This window comes from Edaphosphingomonas fennica, assembly GCF_003034225.1.
Classification (GTDB): Bacteria; Pseudomonadota; Alphaproteobacteria; order Sphingomonadales; family Sphingomonadaceae; genus Sphingomonas_E; species Sphingomonas_E fennica.
The window spans coordinates 19,993-34,175 of the sequence record NZ_PHHF01000085.1 but is presented as its reverse complement, the minus strand read 5'-3'; the positions used below and the strand labels follow the sequence as shown (position 1 = coordinate 34,175).

The following is a 14,183-nucleotide window of genomic DNA, read 5'->3' as shown; positions in this document are numbered from 1 at the left end:
GCGGCTCAACCGGGCCCAAGCGTCCCCGCGGTGCGCGGGGGTTCGATGCCCCCGCGCACCGCATCATCGGCAGAAAAAGGGAAGAGAGGCCCCGGCGGGTGCCGGAGCCTCTCGGGATGCACGATGCTCAGCCCCGGCGCGCCATGCGCTGGGGTGCGGGCGCTGCCGCGCGCTGCTGATCGAGCTTCACGACATGGAGGGGAACGCCGGCCTGCCGCAGCTTCTGCGCGAGGTTCATCTGAATGCCCGAGCCTTCGCAGACCACGGCTTCCACCGGCTTCAGGGCCAGCAGGCGATCGTTGCGGACGAAGGCGGCCTTGGCTCCCAGCCGGCGGTCGAGCCGGAACATGATGACCTTGACGCCGCGCGCCGCCGCCCATGCCTGCGCGATCGCATCGCAGCCCTTGGTCTGGGCAGTCGTAGCGAGGATCATCTCCGGGATGCGGGCCTTGATCGTGTCGAGGCCCTTCCAGAGCATGTCGTGATCTTCCCAGACCTGACCGCCCGAGAAGGCGACGACGGGGCCTTCGGGCGTGAACTGCTCCCGGCGCTCACGTCCCCTTGCGGCCAGATAATCGCGAGCGTCGATCATCGATGCGGTGACGCCGTGCGAGACCCGGCTGCCGCGCGTCGGCGAATAGGGCCGTCCGGTTTCGACGCGATAGACTTCGGCGGCATGGTCGCGCATGCATTCCATCGCATCGCGGCACCCTTGCAGCGTCTGACAGAGCAGCTGCGCGTCTTCGATCTGCGTCGCGTAGATCTCGCTCGGGTCGAAGCTGCGCGCGAGTTCGCCAAGCTCCTTGGCGGCGTCGTCCTCCCGGTCGCTGATCCGCTTCGCCACGACATGGAAGCTGTTGACGAAGCCCCAGGCGAGATCGCTCGCGAAGGGTTCGAGGCGGGTGTCGCGGAACACGTCGAACAGCGTCGCCATCACCATCTCGACGGCGGCTCGGGCCTGCTCCGGATCGGGCATTTCGAGCTGCTCGCTCTCGTCGACCGGCGACAGCTTGGCGCGCTCGTCATGCTCGATGAACGCGCTTTCGTAGAGGGGGCTGCGCTCGTCGGTTCCGGTTTCGCTGGCGATGAAGCTGGCGAAGTCGGCGAAGTTCGAGAAAGTCTTGGTCATGTGAGCCTCCATGGCTTTTGGATGTCTCATCCACGCGATGAGGCCTTGCTCAGGGCATGCGGTGGTCAGGGAGGTCGGGCACGTTAACCGGGAAGCCGGCCGCTCGCGGCCGGACCCCGGTTAACGCCGCCGCGCGGGGAGCGGGGGAGCCGATTTTTTCGGGTGGGCGCGTAGCGGCCGCGCGCAAAAATTGGGGGGACCGCTCATGCTCGACGGACCGCCAACCCCGCATGCCACACTAGGCAGACACAAGAGAGGAATAGGGGTGTAAAACCTCCCGGGCGTCATCCAACGCAAGCGGGATCGTGACCCGAACGGGCGGAGACGGGCCGGAGGCCTGGCTCCGTGAGCTTGGCCGGGGTCCGCGCCCCGCGCGGGCGGCGGCTTAGCGAATAGAGCCCCGGTCCCGCTCGCGCGAACCGCGCGGGCGGGATGCGCCGAACCTGCCTCATCATCCCGAAAAGAGCATTAGATCGGCATCTGCCACGGGCGCGGCACAAAGCGCGGCACATAGTGCGACACACCTGTGAAGCATCATGATGCCGTCCTGAGAAGTGTCTGTTCCGCAGGGACAGGTTCGCCGATCCGAGCGAGGGAGATACCCTCCCGGTCTCGTTCAGCTCTCCGCGATGATCGCCGCAGATCCGATCGAGCGAAGGTCGGGGGTCAGCAGGTCATGGGCGCATTTGATCGCAGGCGTTCCGGCGAACGAGACCAAGACCCAGCCGTCCGGATCGCACGGGTTGTCGACGAGGCCATAGCCATGATGGCCATGGAAGACCGCGCTCCCGCGCACCCATTGGCGTGAAGGCCGGGTCTCTTCATCGGGTCTGCACATAGGGACTTCCTTCCATCGCGTGAACGAAGGGAAGGCCCCTCTTTGCCCTTTGTCCGGCGAGGGCCGGTGCGCGGGGCGGCGCGGAATAGGCGATGAGGACGCATGGGTTCGAAGGCCAGGCCTCGAGGTCGGAGGCGGCCGGATTCGAGGCAGGGTTGCGAGCTGTTCGCCGCGGGCTCAGGTGGGAGCGATCCATTCGCCGCCATTGCGCCAGCCGATGATGTCGCTGCCGCTGTCGCCGACAGCATCGCCCGAGATGTCCCGCCAGGGCGAGCGCGGGCGATAGGTCGGCATGTGCCGGGCAGTCAGCACCTCGTAGACCGCGCAGGTATAGCCGCTGAGCCGGATCGCGAGCACCGGCTGGTTCTCGGGCGGGAGCGCCGAGAAGACCGAGACGAAGCCGGCGGGGACCGGATGCAATGTCGCATCGATCATCGTGCGCGCGAGCCGGGTCTCGAGTTCGCCGGCTTCCGAGCCCCAGGGATGGGCGTCTATGTCGAAGAGACCGGTCTCGGTGCTGCTCGGCACGGTGGAGAATTCGCCGGACCAGCAGCGGCTCTCGGGATTGAGCGCGGCGACATCGTCGCCGACGCCCGGATCGCCGGTTTCGCTGCGCAGCCAGTCGGCGAGGGCCGGCGTGAGCCGGCCCGAGAGCTTGCGCGCGCGCAGAGGCATGGCGTCGAGGTCGGGGAAATCGACCAGCCACCAGGCGAGGCGATGATGGAGGATGATGCCATAGCTGTGGTCAGCCGGGCGAGGCGCGGAAGATTGGGTGTGCATGGGCGAGGTCCTTGCCTTGAGGAAGCGACGGGTCAGTGGACCGACCCGTCGTGCGCGATGATCGTTTCGGGGCTGATGAGCTGATGCTCTGCGGCGACCAGCGACCAGGCGGCGGCGAGCTCGTCCTGATATTCGCAATCGACGATGGCGTCGGCGCTGGCTTCGCCGAACTCGGCCTCCTCGAAATCGCGGAGGTGCGCCGCGTCGGCGGCCTCGGTGATCGCCTGGCCCAGGCGGGTGGCGATCTCGTAGCGGTTGAGACTGTCGGCGGCCCGGCGAATACGGGCGACCATGTTGGGGTTGGTGACTTCGATCCCGTGGGCGACCCCGGCGATCTCATCGAAGCTGGCGAGATGGAACATTGTGCTGCCTTTCGCAAAAATGAGAAGGGCGGCCCGAAGGCCGCCCGGAGGGGTCAGAGGAACTCGATTTCCTCGGCGACGATGTCGGTGTTGTAGTAGGTGCGCCCGTCGCGCTCGTTGCGGCTGTAGCGGATCTCGCCGACGACCATGAGCTTGTCGCCCTTCTTCTTGTGGTTGGCGACCGACTTGCCGAGACCGTTGAAGGCCTTGATCTGATGGAACTCGTCGTAGGTCTCGGTGTAGCCGTTGTCGTCCTTCTGGACCTGGCCGTCCTTGATCACCGGCTTGGACGTGACGAGGGAGAAGCTGACGCCGCCCTTGCTGTCGGTGCCGAAGCGGCTGATGTCCGAGGTGATGCGGCCCGAGAGGAAAACCTTGTTCATGTGCGTAACCTTTCGCATCTCACGCCAGCGGGCCGATCCCGCTGGGATGAACAATCGCGAAAGCCCGTGATTGAGGGGTCGCCGCACCCGCGCGTCAGCGCGGGGGAACCCCCATTTTTCGAGTGGTGCGGGCAGAGGCCGCCAGGCCTCAACACGGTCGCAAAATGGCGGGTTGCGGTGACCCCGCACGGGCGTAGCGTTCATTCCACCAAGCGGGTGGCCAGGTGGGGCTGCGAAAAGCCGTCGCCGGACACGAGGTCGTTTCGGACCGATCGCCGGACCTCTCGCTCGGATATGCAGTCAGCGGCGTTTCTTGCCCGAAGTGACCGTTGCGGGTCGTCCGATCGGCCGGAAGACCGGGAGGATGGCGCGGCACTGCCGCTACGACAGCTGCCCGTCGCCGGGACGGGTGGGCGTGCGGCGCGACCATGGAAGGGCAATGCCATTCGTCGGCGGAGGACGTCTGAAGTGGCGCGCGCCGGGGCTTCGCCGTGCACGGCAGCGACGGGGAAGCGATCCCGCGCAGCCTCGGCCGCTCTCGCCGGTCGCTTTGCGAAAGGCAGTGGGTTGTCATGCCGGTGAGGCGGGCCGGGGCACGGGCGCGATCAACGCCTGCGCGTTAACCGTGATGCTTCAGCCGGCGAAAACCATGACATGGCCATAAGCATCGGCAGCGGTGCCGCGCGTTCCTGTTGGCGAGCCCGCACGAGACGCGACATGATCGAGAACCAGACATTCCGGCCGGCGCACGTCATTGGACCGCTCGGCGAACCGCTGACGATGGAGACGCTTCCCGCGCCGGACACGCGGCGTTGGGTCGTGCGGCGCAAGGCCGAGGTCGTGGCGGCCGTGAACGGCGGCCTTTTGACCATTGATGAAGTCTGCGAGCGTTACGGCCTGACGCTCGAGGAGTTCGCGGGCTGGCAGCGTGCGGTCGATCGCTCGGGCATGCAGGGCCTGCGGGTCACCCGTACCCAGCATTATCGCGATCTCTACGAGCGGCAGCAGCGCTATTGAGCGCTGGCTCGACACAGCGCGCCTCCAAAGTGACGACGATATCCTCACCGCCAGGACGATCCTTCCCCCATCGTCGTTGACGGGCGGAAGTGCCGCCGACAGAATTTCGGCGGGGCGGAGGAGAGGATAACGATAATGGCAAAAGCGTTTGCAGCCGCCTTGGCGGTAATTCTTCTCGGCGGCGTCGCCGGGTCGGCCGCCGCAAGGGTTTCGGACGCCGCGGTCCTTCGCGGCGAGGATGGGCAGCTGACGCTTCGCTGGAGCGCCAGCGGTCCCGTCGATGTCCTCCAGGCGAGCACGGCGGACGCACGCATCGCCGCGGCGACCCCGGTCTCGATGCGCGACGCCGACGGCACTGCCACGGTGCGTGCCGGGCCGAGCGAGCGTCGCTATTTTCTGCTGAGGGACACGAAGGACGGTTCGGTGACGCGGGTCGCGGAACGACTGGTTCCGCTCCAGCAGGGGTCGAACTTTCGGGACATCGGCGGCTATCAGGGAGCCGGCGGCAAGCACGTTCGCTGGGGCCTCATCTATCGTTCGGGCGCGACCCCGATGCTGACGGCGCAGGACCGCGAAACCGTGAGCGGACTTCACCTGAAGCAGCTGATCGATCTGCGCTCGGACGAAGAACGCGTGCTCGCGCCGACCAGGATCGATGGCGTTACCTATACGGCCTATGGCTATTCGATGCAGCGCATCTTCGAGGGGATGCGCGCGCCTGCCGGCGCGCCGCAGAACGGGAGCGCGCTCTATCACGGGTTGCCGCTTCTGCTGGCGCCGCAGATGAAGTTGCTGTTCGCGGCCTTGCTGAGCAAGCAGGGCGCGATCGAATATAATTGCTCGGCCGGGCAGGACCGGACCGGCTTCGCGACGGCGATGATCCTTTCGGCGCTCGGCACGCCGCGCGATGTGATCGTGCGGGACTATCTGCTGTCGCCGACCTATCGGCGGCCGCAGTGGGAGATGCCGCCGATCGATCCCGCGATGTTCCCGGACAATCCGGTGGCCAAGGTGTTCGCCGGCAACGGCGCGGCGCGGCAGGCGCAGCCGCTCGTCGATGCCGAGGGTCACGCGTTCCTGCTGGGCGCATTCGAGGAGATCGACAGCAAATGGGGTTCGCCCGAGGGGTATCTTCGCCAGGTGGTCGGGCTCAGCTCGGCCGATTTGGCGACGCTGCGCGCCGCCTATCTCGAATGAGGAACGGCTGCCATTAGATCCGCCGGGTTTTGAGTCTCGTCAAAGCGGCGACTCCGCATGTCGTCGCACTGTGCGCGCGGGAGCCCGGCTCGGGCACGTTCGGCGAGGGATCGATGACGGCGAGGATTGTATCGGCATGGCGGTTGGCGCTGATGGCGACTGCGCTGGCGGCCTCGGGGAGCGCCGGTTTCGCGAAGGCGCAGGATGCCGGCAACGAGATCACCGTCGAGGCGCCGCGATCCGTGCCGATCCCGGTCGAGCGTAATCCCTATACGGGCGCTGCGATCGCGACGACGACGGTGCGCATGTCGGTGCTGTACGGGGACCTCGATCTGACGACGCAGCGCGACAGCGATCGGCTGATGCTGCGGATCCGCAACGTCGCGCGCGATGCTTGCAAGCAGCTCGATCGGCTCTATCCATTGAACCCCGATGAGAGCTGTGTGGACAAGACCGTGGAAACTTCAGCGCCGCTTGGGCAAGCTGTCATCGCGGCGGCGCGTGGGCATTAGCCGTCTCCTCCTGGGCGCCGCGGCCCTGCTGGCGGCAGGTGTGGGGAGCTATGGGGCGCTTGCCGCCGGGGCGGCGCCTGCGTCCGGCTCCGCAGCGTCGGTCGCGAGGGGCAAGGCATTTGCGCAGGCGCATTGCTCGGGCTGCCACGCCGTCTTGCCCGACCGGTTCTCGCCCAATCCCGACGCGCCGCCGTTCGAGAATGTGGTTGCGAAGGAAGGGCTGACGGCCGAGACGCTGACCTACTGGCTGCGCCATTCGCACAATTTCCCCGAGATCATGAATTTCGAGGTCGCCGACGATCAGGTCGATGACCTGTCCGCCTATATGCTGACGCTGCGCCAGCCCCCGATGCGGCGGCGGTAACGCCCATCCGAACAGAAACAGGGCCCGCTTCGCGGGAGAGCGAAGCGAGCCCTGCAGGGGTGCGTGCCCGGCCTGGAGGCGTGGGACCGGGCACAGCGGGGGGTCAGCTGACGGTTTCGGGCTCCTCGACCTGCTCGGACGCACGCTGGCGACGCTGCCGGCGTCCGCCTTCCTGCGGCTCACCGCCGCCGAAGGCGTGCTCGGCGGAGGAAGCGCCGAGACCGGCCTCGGTGCCCTGGGTGGCGGGGCCGGCGGTCTCGTCGGCGCCGGGCAGCGGCGGCAGGCTGTCGTCGGTCTTGGGCGCCATCTCCGAGGCCAGATCGCGGCGGCGCGTCGGACGCGACCAGACGACGTTGAAGCTGCCGTCCTCCTGGCGGAACGCCGAGATGTAGAGCGGCGCGGCCAGGCTCGGGTCCTCGATCTTGCCGTTGAGGAACGCCTCGCCGGTGCCGTTCGAGAAGAGCTCGAAGAGCGCGCCAACCTGCACCCACGCCCGTGCCGCCGAAAGCGCCAGCACCTCGTATTTCGGCGCCTTCGGATTGGCCGAGTGCACCTCGCGCAGCGCGATCGTCATGGCAATCGTCAGAGTCGCGATCCGGCCGACGAAAATGCCGGCCTCATTCTGCTTGATCGAACCGATGTTCATGGGAAAGTCTCCTGGAAGCTGGTCTCGAACACCGTGTCCGAGCCATCTTCCCCTTCCCCACTCCTCTCCTCGGCCGTTCGGCCGAGCAGGCGCGAAAGCGCCACATCCGAGGCCCGCATTCGCGGCCTCGGGACGTTCTGAACCCCCGGGACGAACCTGTGATCGGCCATTGTGGGGCCATGGCGGCGCAGTTCAGACCTCAAGATAGCAGTCGTGCGCGAGGAGGAATGCCGCGGCGACGGATTCGCCTTCGGCGAGCATGCGCGGCTCGCGCGAGCCCGCCCAGATCGGTCGCGGGAGATCGTCGCCCATTGCGAAGCGCCAGCGGGTGAGCCCGTTCGCGGCCTCCAGGACGAAGCCGGCCTCGGTCGCCTCGAACCGCTCGATCGTCGCCTTTTCGTCGGCGAAATCGGGCATGTCTCGGACCTGGGCATGGCCGGCAAAGCGATGCTCCCAGGGCGGGAAATCGGCGAGCTGGTCGGGGTGGACGCCGACGATGCGCTGATCGATGACGGCCTTGACCGACCGGAAATCCTGCGCGGGCTCAATCTCCTCGCGAGTGAGCCAGATCCAGCCATCCGAGCCGGTCAGCGGCAGAATGATCCACGAGCCGCGATTGCATTGCCAGCCGGAGAGGCCGACCCCGCCTTGCCCGTAGCTGCCGAGGTGGCTCGAATATCCGGTGAGCATCCGGCCTTCCGGCCATTGCGGCGGCATGGGACCGATGACGCTGTTGCCCCTGACGGCGCTGAACGATCCGCGGTCCCACAGGCTTTGGGGATCGCGCACGCGGCGCTGTGTTCTGCCGCGACGCGGAAGGTCGAGCACGCGGCGCGCCTTCTCGAGCGGATCCTCGCCCTGCCGGACGTTGACGGTGACGGAGACAGCGAGCGTGCCCTTTGTCGGGCTGGCGCTGTCCGCGCAATCGAGGGCGAGGACGGCCTCGTGCCGGTTGAGCGACTGGCCGGACTCGGGCGCCGGCGCCAGTGAACAGGTCCAGTCGATGCGGCGACGCTCGTACCAGCCCTGCGAGAGGAGAAAGCTGCGCGCGCGCCGCGCGTCCTCGGCCTCGGCTTGAGCGAGAATCCGGTCAGGGATGGCCGCCGCGAAAGCGACATGATGGGTCGACATGGGAGGAAACTCCGGTTTGGGGGCCAGGCCTTTGCGCGGTGAAGGCGAGGCGCTGGCCGCGCGCTGCGGCGTCAGGCGTAGTGCGGACGCACGGCGGGGAAGGCGGGCGGAGCGATCCATTCGTAGACGATCGCGGCATGGCGGCCGCCATTGTAGAGGACGGAATCGACGCGGCGGCGATGGCGCTGGAGCCGGTCGAGCAGGCGGTTCGCGCGTTCGGCGAGCGCGTAGGCGCGGTCCTCGGTCGGTGCGAGCGCGAGCAGGCGGACCAGTTCGCCGGTGTCGAAATGCCAGCCCCCTTCCTCGGGGCCGCCATAGGCGCGGTCGATCTCGTAGAGTGCGATGATGTAACGCATGGGCGTCCTCCCCTTCAGGCGAGCGGCGGCGGCAGGGCGAGCCATTCGGGCTGATCGTCCGCGATCGGCAGGTCGGCGTTCGCGGCCTCGGCGTCGGAGAAGACCGTCGCGGTTTCGAGCGCGCCGAAGCCGGTATCGCTGTTCCAGAACAGCAGCCCCTCCTCGGCGTCGCGGGTGGCGATCACCAGGCCGTTCTCGGCCTCGTCGGGGCGGCGGCTCAGCGCCTTTTCGAGGCCTCGGGCCGACCCGCCGAATTCGATATCGTCGGCACGGATGACGACGAAGCCGCCGCCGAACTCGCAGGGCCGCATGCGGTCGCAATCGAGCGCATATTCGAAGCCGAAGGGCAGCGCGGATTTCGCGGCCGCCTGGATGAGTCCTGCCGCGGCCTCGATGTCGACCTGGTCGCCGTGGATCCAGACGCCGACCCTGTCATCCGCGCCGGCGGAATCGACCTGCAGGGTGAAGCCGAGGCGGGGATAATCGGGATCGGGGAAAATCCCGACAAACCCTGAGAACGGGTCGGCGTCGGTTGGCGCGAAAGAGGCCGCGAAGGCCGGGCCGAGCGCCGCGAAGCGCGCAGCGCGCTGTTCGGGTTCGAGCGACGCGTCGTCGAGCGCATCGATGGCGTCATCGACGCGGCGGACCACCTCGGCCTCGGCCGCGGTGACGGCGAGCGTGAAGCTCGCCTTGGTGAAATGATTGGCCATAGGGGAGCCTCATCGGGAAAGGGCGCGCAAGGCGCGCCGCGTGGGCGGCCTCGGAACTTCCCGCGGCCAGCTGCGCCCCTCCCCCTTCCCTTTTTTTGGCCATCGCCGCGCAGCCGGGATCGCCGGCGGCCGGAGATCAGGTCGAACGCCGGGGCGCCGCTATTCAGTCGGTCTCGAAGTCGCGCCAGCGCTGGACCAGGTCGATCATCTCGGCCTTGCGGTCGAAGGCGTCGGGATAGATCGCCCCTTCATGCTGGCCGAGGAAGCCGACGATCGTGGTGATGTGGGTGGCGATCGTGGGATCGACGCCGAACAGGTCGGCGATCGGAAAGTGGCCGCAATCGTCGCCGTTCCACCAGGCGAGGAGGAAGTTCGCGACGCGGCGCGCCTGGCCGGTGTCGGAGCGGGCGATCTCGATGAGACGATCGAGCGCCCTTTCCGTCGCCGCCTTGCTGAACGGTCCTTCCACGCACGCCTCCAAGAGGGAATCGATGGGGTTGAGAATAGGGCATTGGTTCAATCCGGCCGAGCGCTTTGCAAGTCCCGATCGAGACCGGGCGACCCGGCGGGATTTCCGCGCAGGATCCAGGGCATCGGCTGGATGAGCCGCGCCCAATCGGCAAAGGACGGTATCCGGCCCAGATCCTCCTGGACATGCTGTTCGCCGATGAGGCGTACCGGGACATCACGGCGCGCGCTGTTGCGGATCGTCACGCCGAAAACCGTCTCGAGCATGAATATGCCCTCGGCGTGGTGACGCAGTGCCCTGTGGCGCGGGTCCGCGATGATTTTCTTCGACTCGTCGAACCACTGGTGGAGGGGGAGATAATCTTCCGGATCGCCGCCCCAGCGCCGGACCGAGCTCAGCGCGTGATAATAGCAGTGCGACACGGCCTAGATCTCGGCCTCGGTGGTGTCGTAGTCGATGAAGCGGCAGTTGTGCGTCAGCGTGACGGCGCCGCTGGCGACGTCGATCGCGATCGTCCCGCAGGCCCCCTCGCCGTCTTCCCATCCGGCGTGCCGCGCGCAGACGGCGTTCTCGGCAAAGGCGGCGAGCGCATCTTCGAGCTGGATCGTGCGGTTCGTGACCTGCCCGTTATATTCGAGGCTGTGGTGATCGCACAGAATGGGCGGCAAATCGGCCTCGCCGTCCATGCCATAGGCGGTGACGTCGCCGACGGTGCCTTCGTCGCCGCCGCCGTCATAGTGAATCTCGACGCGAACGATGGCGTGCGCGCGCAGAAGCGGGAGGAAGGCCTCCTTGCACTGTGCCTCGACGCTCTGAACGGCCAGCAGCGCCGCCTGCAGGTGGGCGTCGATCGGTGCGGGAGCGGATGTGTCAGCCGCGGGGCTGTGTTCGTTCATGGTCAAATCTCCTCGAGGACACGCTGGGCGGCCTCGGCGCTGCGCGGGTAGGCGGCAGCGAGGTTGCGGTGGAGGATCTCGAAATCGGGAATGGCGAAGCGCCCATCGGGACCCGGGCGGGTCGCCAGGAGCGCGCCCATGACGATTTCGTCGATCGAGGCGCGGTCGGCCTTGGGCGCTTCACCATCGTCATAGCGGACGGGCGGCGCGAACCCGGCCTCGATCCAGGTGGCCAAGCCGTCCTGGACGTTTTCGGCGAAGGCGGCGACGGCGGGATCGCGGCGGGCGGCGCCCGCATCGACCTTGAGACCCAGCGTGTAGTAGACGCCGAAGTCATGGGCGTTGGTCAGCGTGATCAGCGCGCAGCCATCGGGCGGCGGTCCGAAGCGGGCGATGAGCCCGGCGCGGTAGGTGGCGACCTCGAGGCGGTTGAGCCGTTCGAAGTCGGGGGTGTGGCCGAGCTGGGCGCAATCCTCGTTGGCGGGCGCGCCGCCGAGGTCGATGATGTCGGACATTCTGGTCTCCCGTCGCGAGTGGACAGGACCCTCAGCCCCTCTTGTCTTTACGGCCGCAGGCCGGTCGGCCGGGATTGAAGCTGACAGGAAAGGGCCGCGGCGTTAGACATGGCGGCAGCTCCTAACAATCCGGAAAGAGGCTTCGCTTTTGGAAACCATCACGCTCGTCCTGACTTTGCTGTTCGCCGTCGTGCTGAGTGGAATCCTGGCCCGTCTCCTGCCGATTTCGGTTCCGCGACCCCTGGTCCAGATCGCGCTCGGCGCCGCGATCGGTCTGGTTGCCGACTGGCGGGTGACGCTCGAGCCGGACATCTTCTTCCTGCTATTCCTGCCGCCGCTGCTGTTTCTCGACGGGTGGCGGATCCCGCCCGACGACATGTTCAAGGACGGCGTGACTATCCTCGAGCTGGCGCTCGGCCTCGTGGTGTTCACCGTCATCGGCATGGGCTTTTTCATTCACTGGATGCTCCCGGCGATGCCGCTGGCCGTGGCCTTTGCGCTCGCGGCGGTCATCTCGCCGACCGATCCGATCGCGGTGTCGGCGATTGCCCAGCGCACGCCCATCCCCAAGCGGCTGATGCATATCCTCGAAGGGGAATCGCTGCTCAACGATGCATCGGGCCTGGTGTGCATGCGCTTCGCGATCGCGGCCGCGCTGACGGGATCCTTCTCGGTTGGCGCCGCGACACTCAATTTCCTGTGGGTGGCGATCGGCGGCATCGTGATCGGCGCTGGCCTCACCCTGCTCGTCGGACGGGTGAAGGAAATGGTCACGAAAGTGCTTGGCGAGGAGAGCAGCTCACAAATCCTGATCAGTCTGCTCATCCCGTTCGGCGCATATCTGGTGGCGGAGCATCTCCATTGCTCGGGCATATTGGCGGCCGTGGCGGCAGGTCTCGCGATGGGGTTCATCGAGGCGCGCGGCAATGCGCTGGCCGTCACGCGCATTCGGCGGACCACGGTCTGGGATCTGATCCAGTTCACCGCCAATGGCATCATCTTCGTGATGCTGGGCGAGCAGTTGCCCACGATCCTGGCCGGTGCGGCGGACTCGGTCCGCGTGACGGGTCATCACGAGCCATGGTGGCTCGCCGTCTATATCGTCGCGATCAACCTTGGCCTTGCCGCGCTGCGCTTCGCCTGGGTGTGGGTGTCGCTGCGCTGGACATTGTTCCGCCGCAAGGAGGATCGGACGCGTCCGAACTGGCGGCTCGTGGCCGCAATGTCCTTCGCGGGGGTGCGCGGGGCGATCACGCTCGCGGGCGTGCTGACGCTGCCGCTCGCCATGACGGACGGTTCGGCGTTTCCGGCCCGCGACCTTGCCATCCTGCTGGCGATGGGCGTTATCGTCGTGTCGCTGGTCGCGGCCTCGATCGGCTTGCCGCTGATGATGCGCGGCCTCGAGATGCCGCCCGAGCCGTCACGGGACGCCGAGATCGAGGCGGCCCGCAGCGCTGCGGCCGAAGCGGCGATCGCGGAGATCGAGCGCGTGCAGCATCAGCTCGCGGAGGGCCGCAAGGATGCGGACCTCTATGTGCATGCGGCCTCGCGGTTGATGGATCTATACCGCGAGCGCATCGACCGGGAGGCGGTGCTGCCGGAGGATTTCGTGGATCAACGCCGCGAAGAACGCATCGAGCGCGAACTGCGGCTCGCCGCGCTGAAGGCCGAGCGCACGGAGATCTTCCGCCGCGTGAGACGGCGCAAGCTCGGCACCGAGGCTGCACGCAAGCTCGTTCGGGATCTGGACCTGGCGGAAGCGCGTCTGGCCGGCTGATCAATGCGCGGGCGTGCTCGGCCTTGAAACGAGATCGCTGGTGCCCGCGACAGGCAGCCGAGTCTCCGCTTCAGGCGACGGGCATAGTCCGGATCGCCGATAAGGGAGCGGGGCACCTGCTCGATGAGCTCGTTGAAGATCGCGTCCTGAATGCGGGCAAGGGCTTCATGGGAGAGCAAACCCGTGGCCTCGAGCTCGCGGCAGAGCTGGAGCAGGCCCGCGACCGCCGCGTGCGCGCGAAAGCCGGCGAGGTTCAGCGAAGTATGAAGCTGCGCTGCGGCGGTTTTGTCCATGATGACCTCCTGTCTGTCGCGATGATCCGGCAGACCTGCTCGATCATCGCAAGGCGCCGATCTCGCCTCCCGGGGAGGCTCCGGGATCGCGCTTATGTTTTCTATACGCGCAGGCAGCATGCGCCGTTCCCGCAACCGCGCGGTGAGCGGGGATGGAAGCATGGAAAAAGCCCCCGCGTCGCAAGAGGACGCGAGGGCTTTTTCAGGAAGTGCCGGAGTGCGTCAGCCCGCGAAGGCGTGTTCGGCGGAGGAAGCGCCGAGTCCGGCCTCGGTGCCCTGGGTGGCGGGGCCGGCGGTCTCGTCGGCGCCGGGCAGCGGCGGCAAGCTGTCGTCGGTCTTGGGCGCCATCTCCGAGGCCAGATCGCGGCGGCGCGTCGGGCGCGACCAGACGACGTTGAAGCTGCCGTCCTCCTGGCGGAACGCCGAGATGTAGAGCGGCGCGGCCAGGCTCGGGTCCTCGATCTTCCCGTTGAGGAACGCCTCGCCGGTGCCGTTCGAGAAGAGCTCGAAGAGCGCGCCAACCTGCACCCACGCCCGTGCCGCCGACAGCGCAAGCACCTCGTACTTCGGCGCCTTCGGATTGGCCGAGTGCACCTCGCGCAGCGCGATCGTCATGGCAATCGTCAGCGTCGCGATCCGGCCGACGAAAATGCCGGCCTCATTCTGCTTGATCGAACCGATGTTCATGGGAAAGTCTCCTGGAAGCTGGTCTCGAACACCGTGTCCGAGCCATCGTCCCCCTTCCCCACTCCTCTCCTCGGCCGTTCGGCCGAGCAGGCGCGATAGCGCCCCATCCGAGGCCCGCATT

General features: G+C 67.4%; 19 protein-coding genes. 5 read left to right on the top strand and 14 right to left on the bottom strand.

From position 1 onward, the window contains the following. Positions 1-127 precede the first annotated feature (127 nt). The 5 genes from CV103_RS21485 to CV103_RS21465 all read right to left on the bottom strand — a co-directional run bounded on the left by CV103_RS21485 (position 128) and on the right by CV103_RS21465 (position 3,492). Positions 128-1,129, bottom strand: coding sequence for a DUF2493 domain-containing protein (locus CV103_RS21485; RefSeq protein WP_107396168.1), 1,002 nt, complete (start codon positions 1,127-1,129; stop codon positions 128-130). Positions 1,130-1,745: 616 nt separating this feature from the next. Next, complete coding sequence (locus CV103_RS21480) at positions 1,746-1,967, bottom strand: hypothetical protein (RefSeq protein WP_146163469.1); 222 nt, start codon at positions 1,965-1,967, stop codon at positions 1,746-1,748. A gap of 177 nt (positions 1,968-2,144) precedes the next feature. Then, positions 2,145-2,747 (bottom strand): hypothetical protein, encoded by a 603-nt coding sequence (locus tag CV103_RS21475; RefSeq protein WP_107396166.1) that lies wholly within the window; start codon positions 2,745-2,747, stop codon positions 2,145-2,147. Positions 2,748-2,779: 32 nt separating this feature from the next. After that, positions 2,780-3,109 (bottom strand): hypothetical protein, encoded by a 330-nt coding sequence (locus CV103_RS21470; protein ID WP_107396165.1) that lies wholly within the window; start codon positions 3,107-3,109, stop codon positions 2,780-2,782. A gap of 53 nt (positions 3,110-3,162) precedes the next feature. Next, positions 3,163-3,492 (bottom strand): single-stranded DNA-binding protein, encoded by a 330-nt coding sequence (locus CV103_RS21465; protein ID WP_107396164.1) that lies wholly within the window; start codon positions 3,490-3,492, stop codon positions 3,163-3,165. 717 nt (positions 3,493-4,209) lie between these two features. Here CV103_RS21465 and sciP point away from each other — a divergent pair. From sciP to CV103_RS23135, 4 genes are all read left to right on the top strand, one after another. After that, positions 4,210-4,509 carry a CtrA inhibitor SciP gene (sciP, locus tag CV103_RS21460; RefSeq protein WP_107396163.1) on the top strand — a complete coding sequence of 100 codons (300 nt, stop codon included), beginning with the start codon at positions 4,210-4,212 and terminating at the stop codon, positions 4,507-4,509. Between the two features lie 135 nt (positions 4,510-4,644). Continuing rightward, on the top strand, positions 4,645-5,706 hold the full coding sequence (locus CV103_RS21455) for a tyrosine-protein phosphatase (protein ID WP_107396162.1): 1,062 nt from the start codon (positions 4,645-4,647) through the stop codon (positions 5,704-5,706). A gap of 152 nt (positions 5,707-5,858) precedes the next feature. After that, complete coding sequence (locus CV103_RS21450; RefSeq protein ID WP_245897001.1) at positions 5,859-6,218, top strand: UrcA family protein; 360 nt, start codon at positions 5,859-5,861, stop codon at positions 6,216-6,218. Continuing rightward, positions 6,139-6,582 carry a c-type cytochrome gene (locus tag CV103_RS23135; RefSeq protein WP_107396161.1) on the top strand — a complete coding sequence of 148 codons (444 nt, stop codon included), beginning with the start codon at positions 6,139-6,141 and terminating at the stop codon, positions 6,580-6,582. Before CV103_RS21450 ends, CV103_RS23135 begins: the two co-directional genes overlap by 80 nt. Before the next feature lie 103 nt (positions 6,583-6,685). Here CV103_RS23135 and CV103_RS21440 read toward each other — a convergent pair whose 3' ends face one another. From CV103_RS21440 to CV103_RS21405, 8 genes are all read right to left on the bottom strand, one after another. Next, entirely contained in the window at positions 6,686-7,228 is a 543-nt protein-coding gene (locus CV103_RS21440; protein ID WP_107396160.1) for a DUF736 domain-containing protein, read from the bottom strand. 192 nt (positions 7,229-7,420) lie between these two features. After that, the gene (locus CV103_RS21435) at positions 7,421-8,479 is read right to left on the bottom strand and encodes a hypothetical protein (RefSeq protein ID WP_245896999.1); all 1,059 of its coding nucleotides are present in this window, start codon (positions 8,477-8,479) and stop codon (positions 7,421-7,423) included. After that, positions 8,431-8,715 (bottom strand): hypothetical protein, encoded by a 285-nt coding sequence (locus tag CV103_RS21430; protein ID WP_107396195.1) that lies wholly within the window; start codon positions 8,713-8,715, stop codon positions 8,431-8,433. Before CV103_RS21430 ends, CV103_RS21435 begins: the two co-directional genes overlap by 49 nt. Positions 8,716-8,729: 14 nt before the next feature. Then, positions 8,730-9,365 carry a hypothetical protein gene (locus tag CV103_RS21425; RefSeq protein WP_245896998.1) on the bottom strand — a complete coding sequence of 212 codons (636 nt, stop codon included), beginning with the start codon at positions 9,363-9,365 and terminating at the stop codon, positions 8,730-8,732. Between the two features lie 223 nt (positions 9,366-9,588). Then, positions 9,589-9,894 (bottom strand): DUF7673 family protein, encoded by a 306-nt coding sequence (locus CV103_RS21420; RefSeq protein WP_107396194.1) that lies wholly within the window; start codon positions 9,892-9,894, stop codon positions 9,589-9,591. Between the two features lie 47 nt (positions 9,895-9,941). Then, positions 9,942-10,316, bottom strand: a complete 375-nt coding sequence (locus tag CV103_RS21415) for a DUF6915 family protein (RefSeq protein WP_107396157.1) — start codon at positions 10,314-10,316, stop codon at positions 9,942-9,944. A 3-nt stretch (positions 10,317-10,319) separates the two neighbouring features. Beyond that, complete coding sequence (locus CV103_RS21410) at positions 10,320-10,790, bottom strand: DUF6878 family protein (protein WP_107396156.1); 471 nt, start codon at positions 10,788-10,790, stop codon at positions 10,320-10,322. Positions 10,791-10,792: 2 nt separating this feature from the next. Continuing rightward, positions 10,793-11,305, bottom strand: coding sequence for a hypothetical protein (locus CV103_RS21405; protein ID WP_107396155.1), 513 nt, complete (start codon positions 11,303-11,305; stop codon positions 10,793-10,795). Positions 11,306-11,453: 148 nt separating this feature from the next. On the opposite strand from CV103_RS21405, the gene CV103_RS21400 reads away from it, so the two are divergent. Further along, positions 11,454-13,082, top strand: coding sequence for a Na+/H+ antiporter (locus CV103_RS21400; protein ID WP_107396154.1), 1,629 nt, complete (start codon positions 11,454-11,456; stop codon positions 13,080-13,082). A gap of 515 nt (positions 13,083-13,597) precedes the next feature. Here CV103_RS21400 and CV103_RS21395 read toward each other — a convergent pair. Then, positions 13,598-14,062, bottom strand: a complete 465-nt coding sequence (locus CV103_RS21395; protein ID WP_107396153.1) for a DUF736 domain-containing protein — start codon at positions 14,060-14,062, stop codon at positions 13,598-13,600. Between the last annotated feature and the right edge of the window lie 121 nt (positions 14,063-14,183).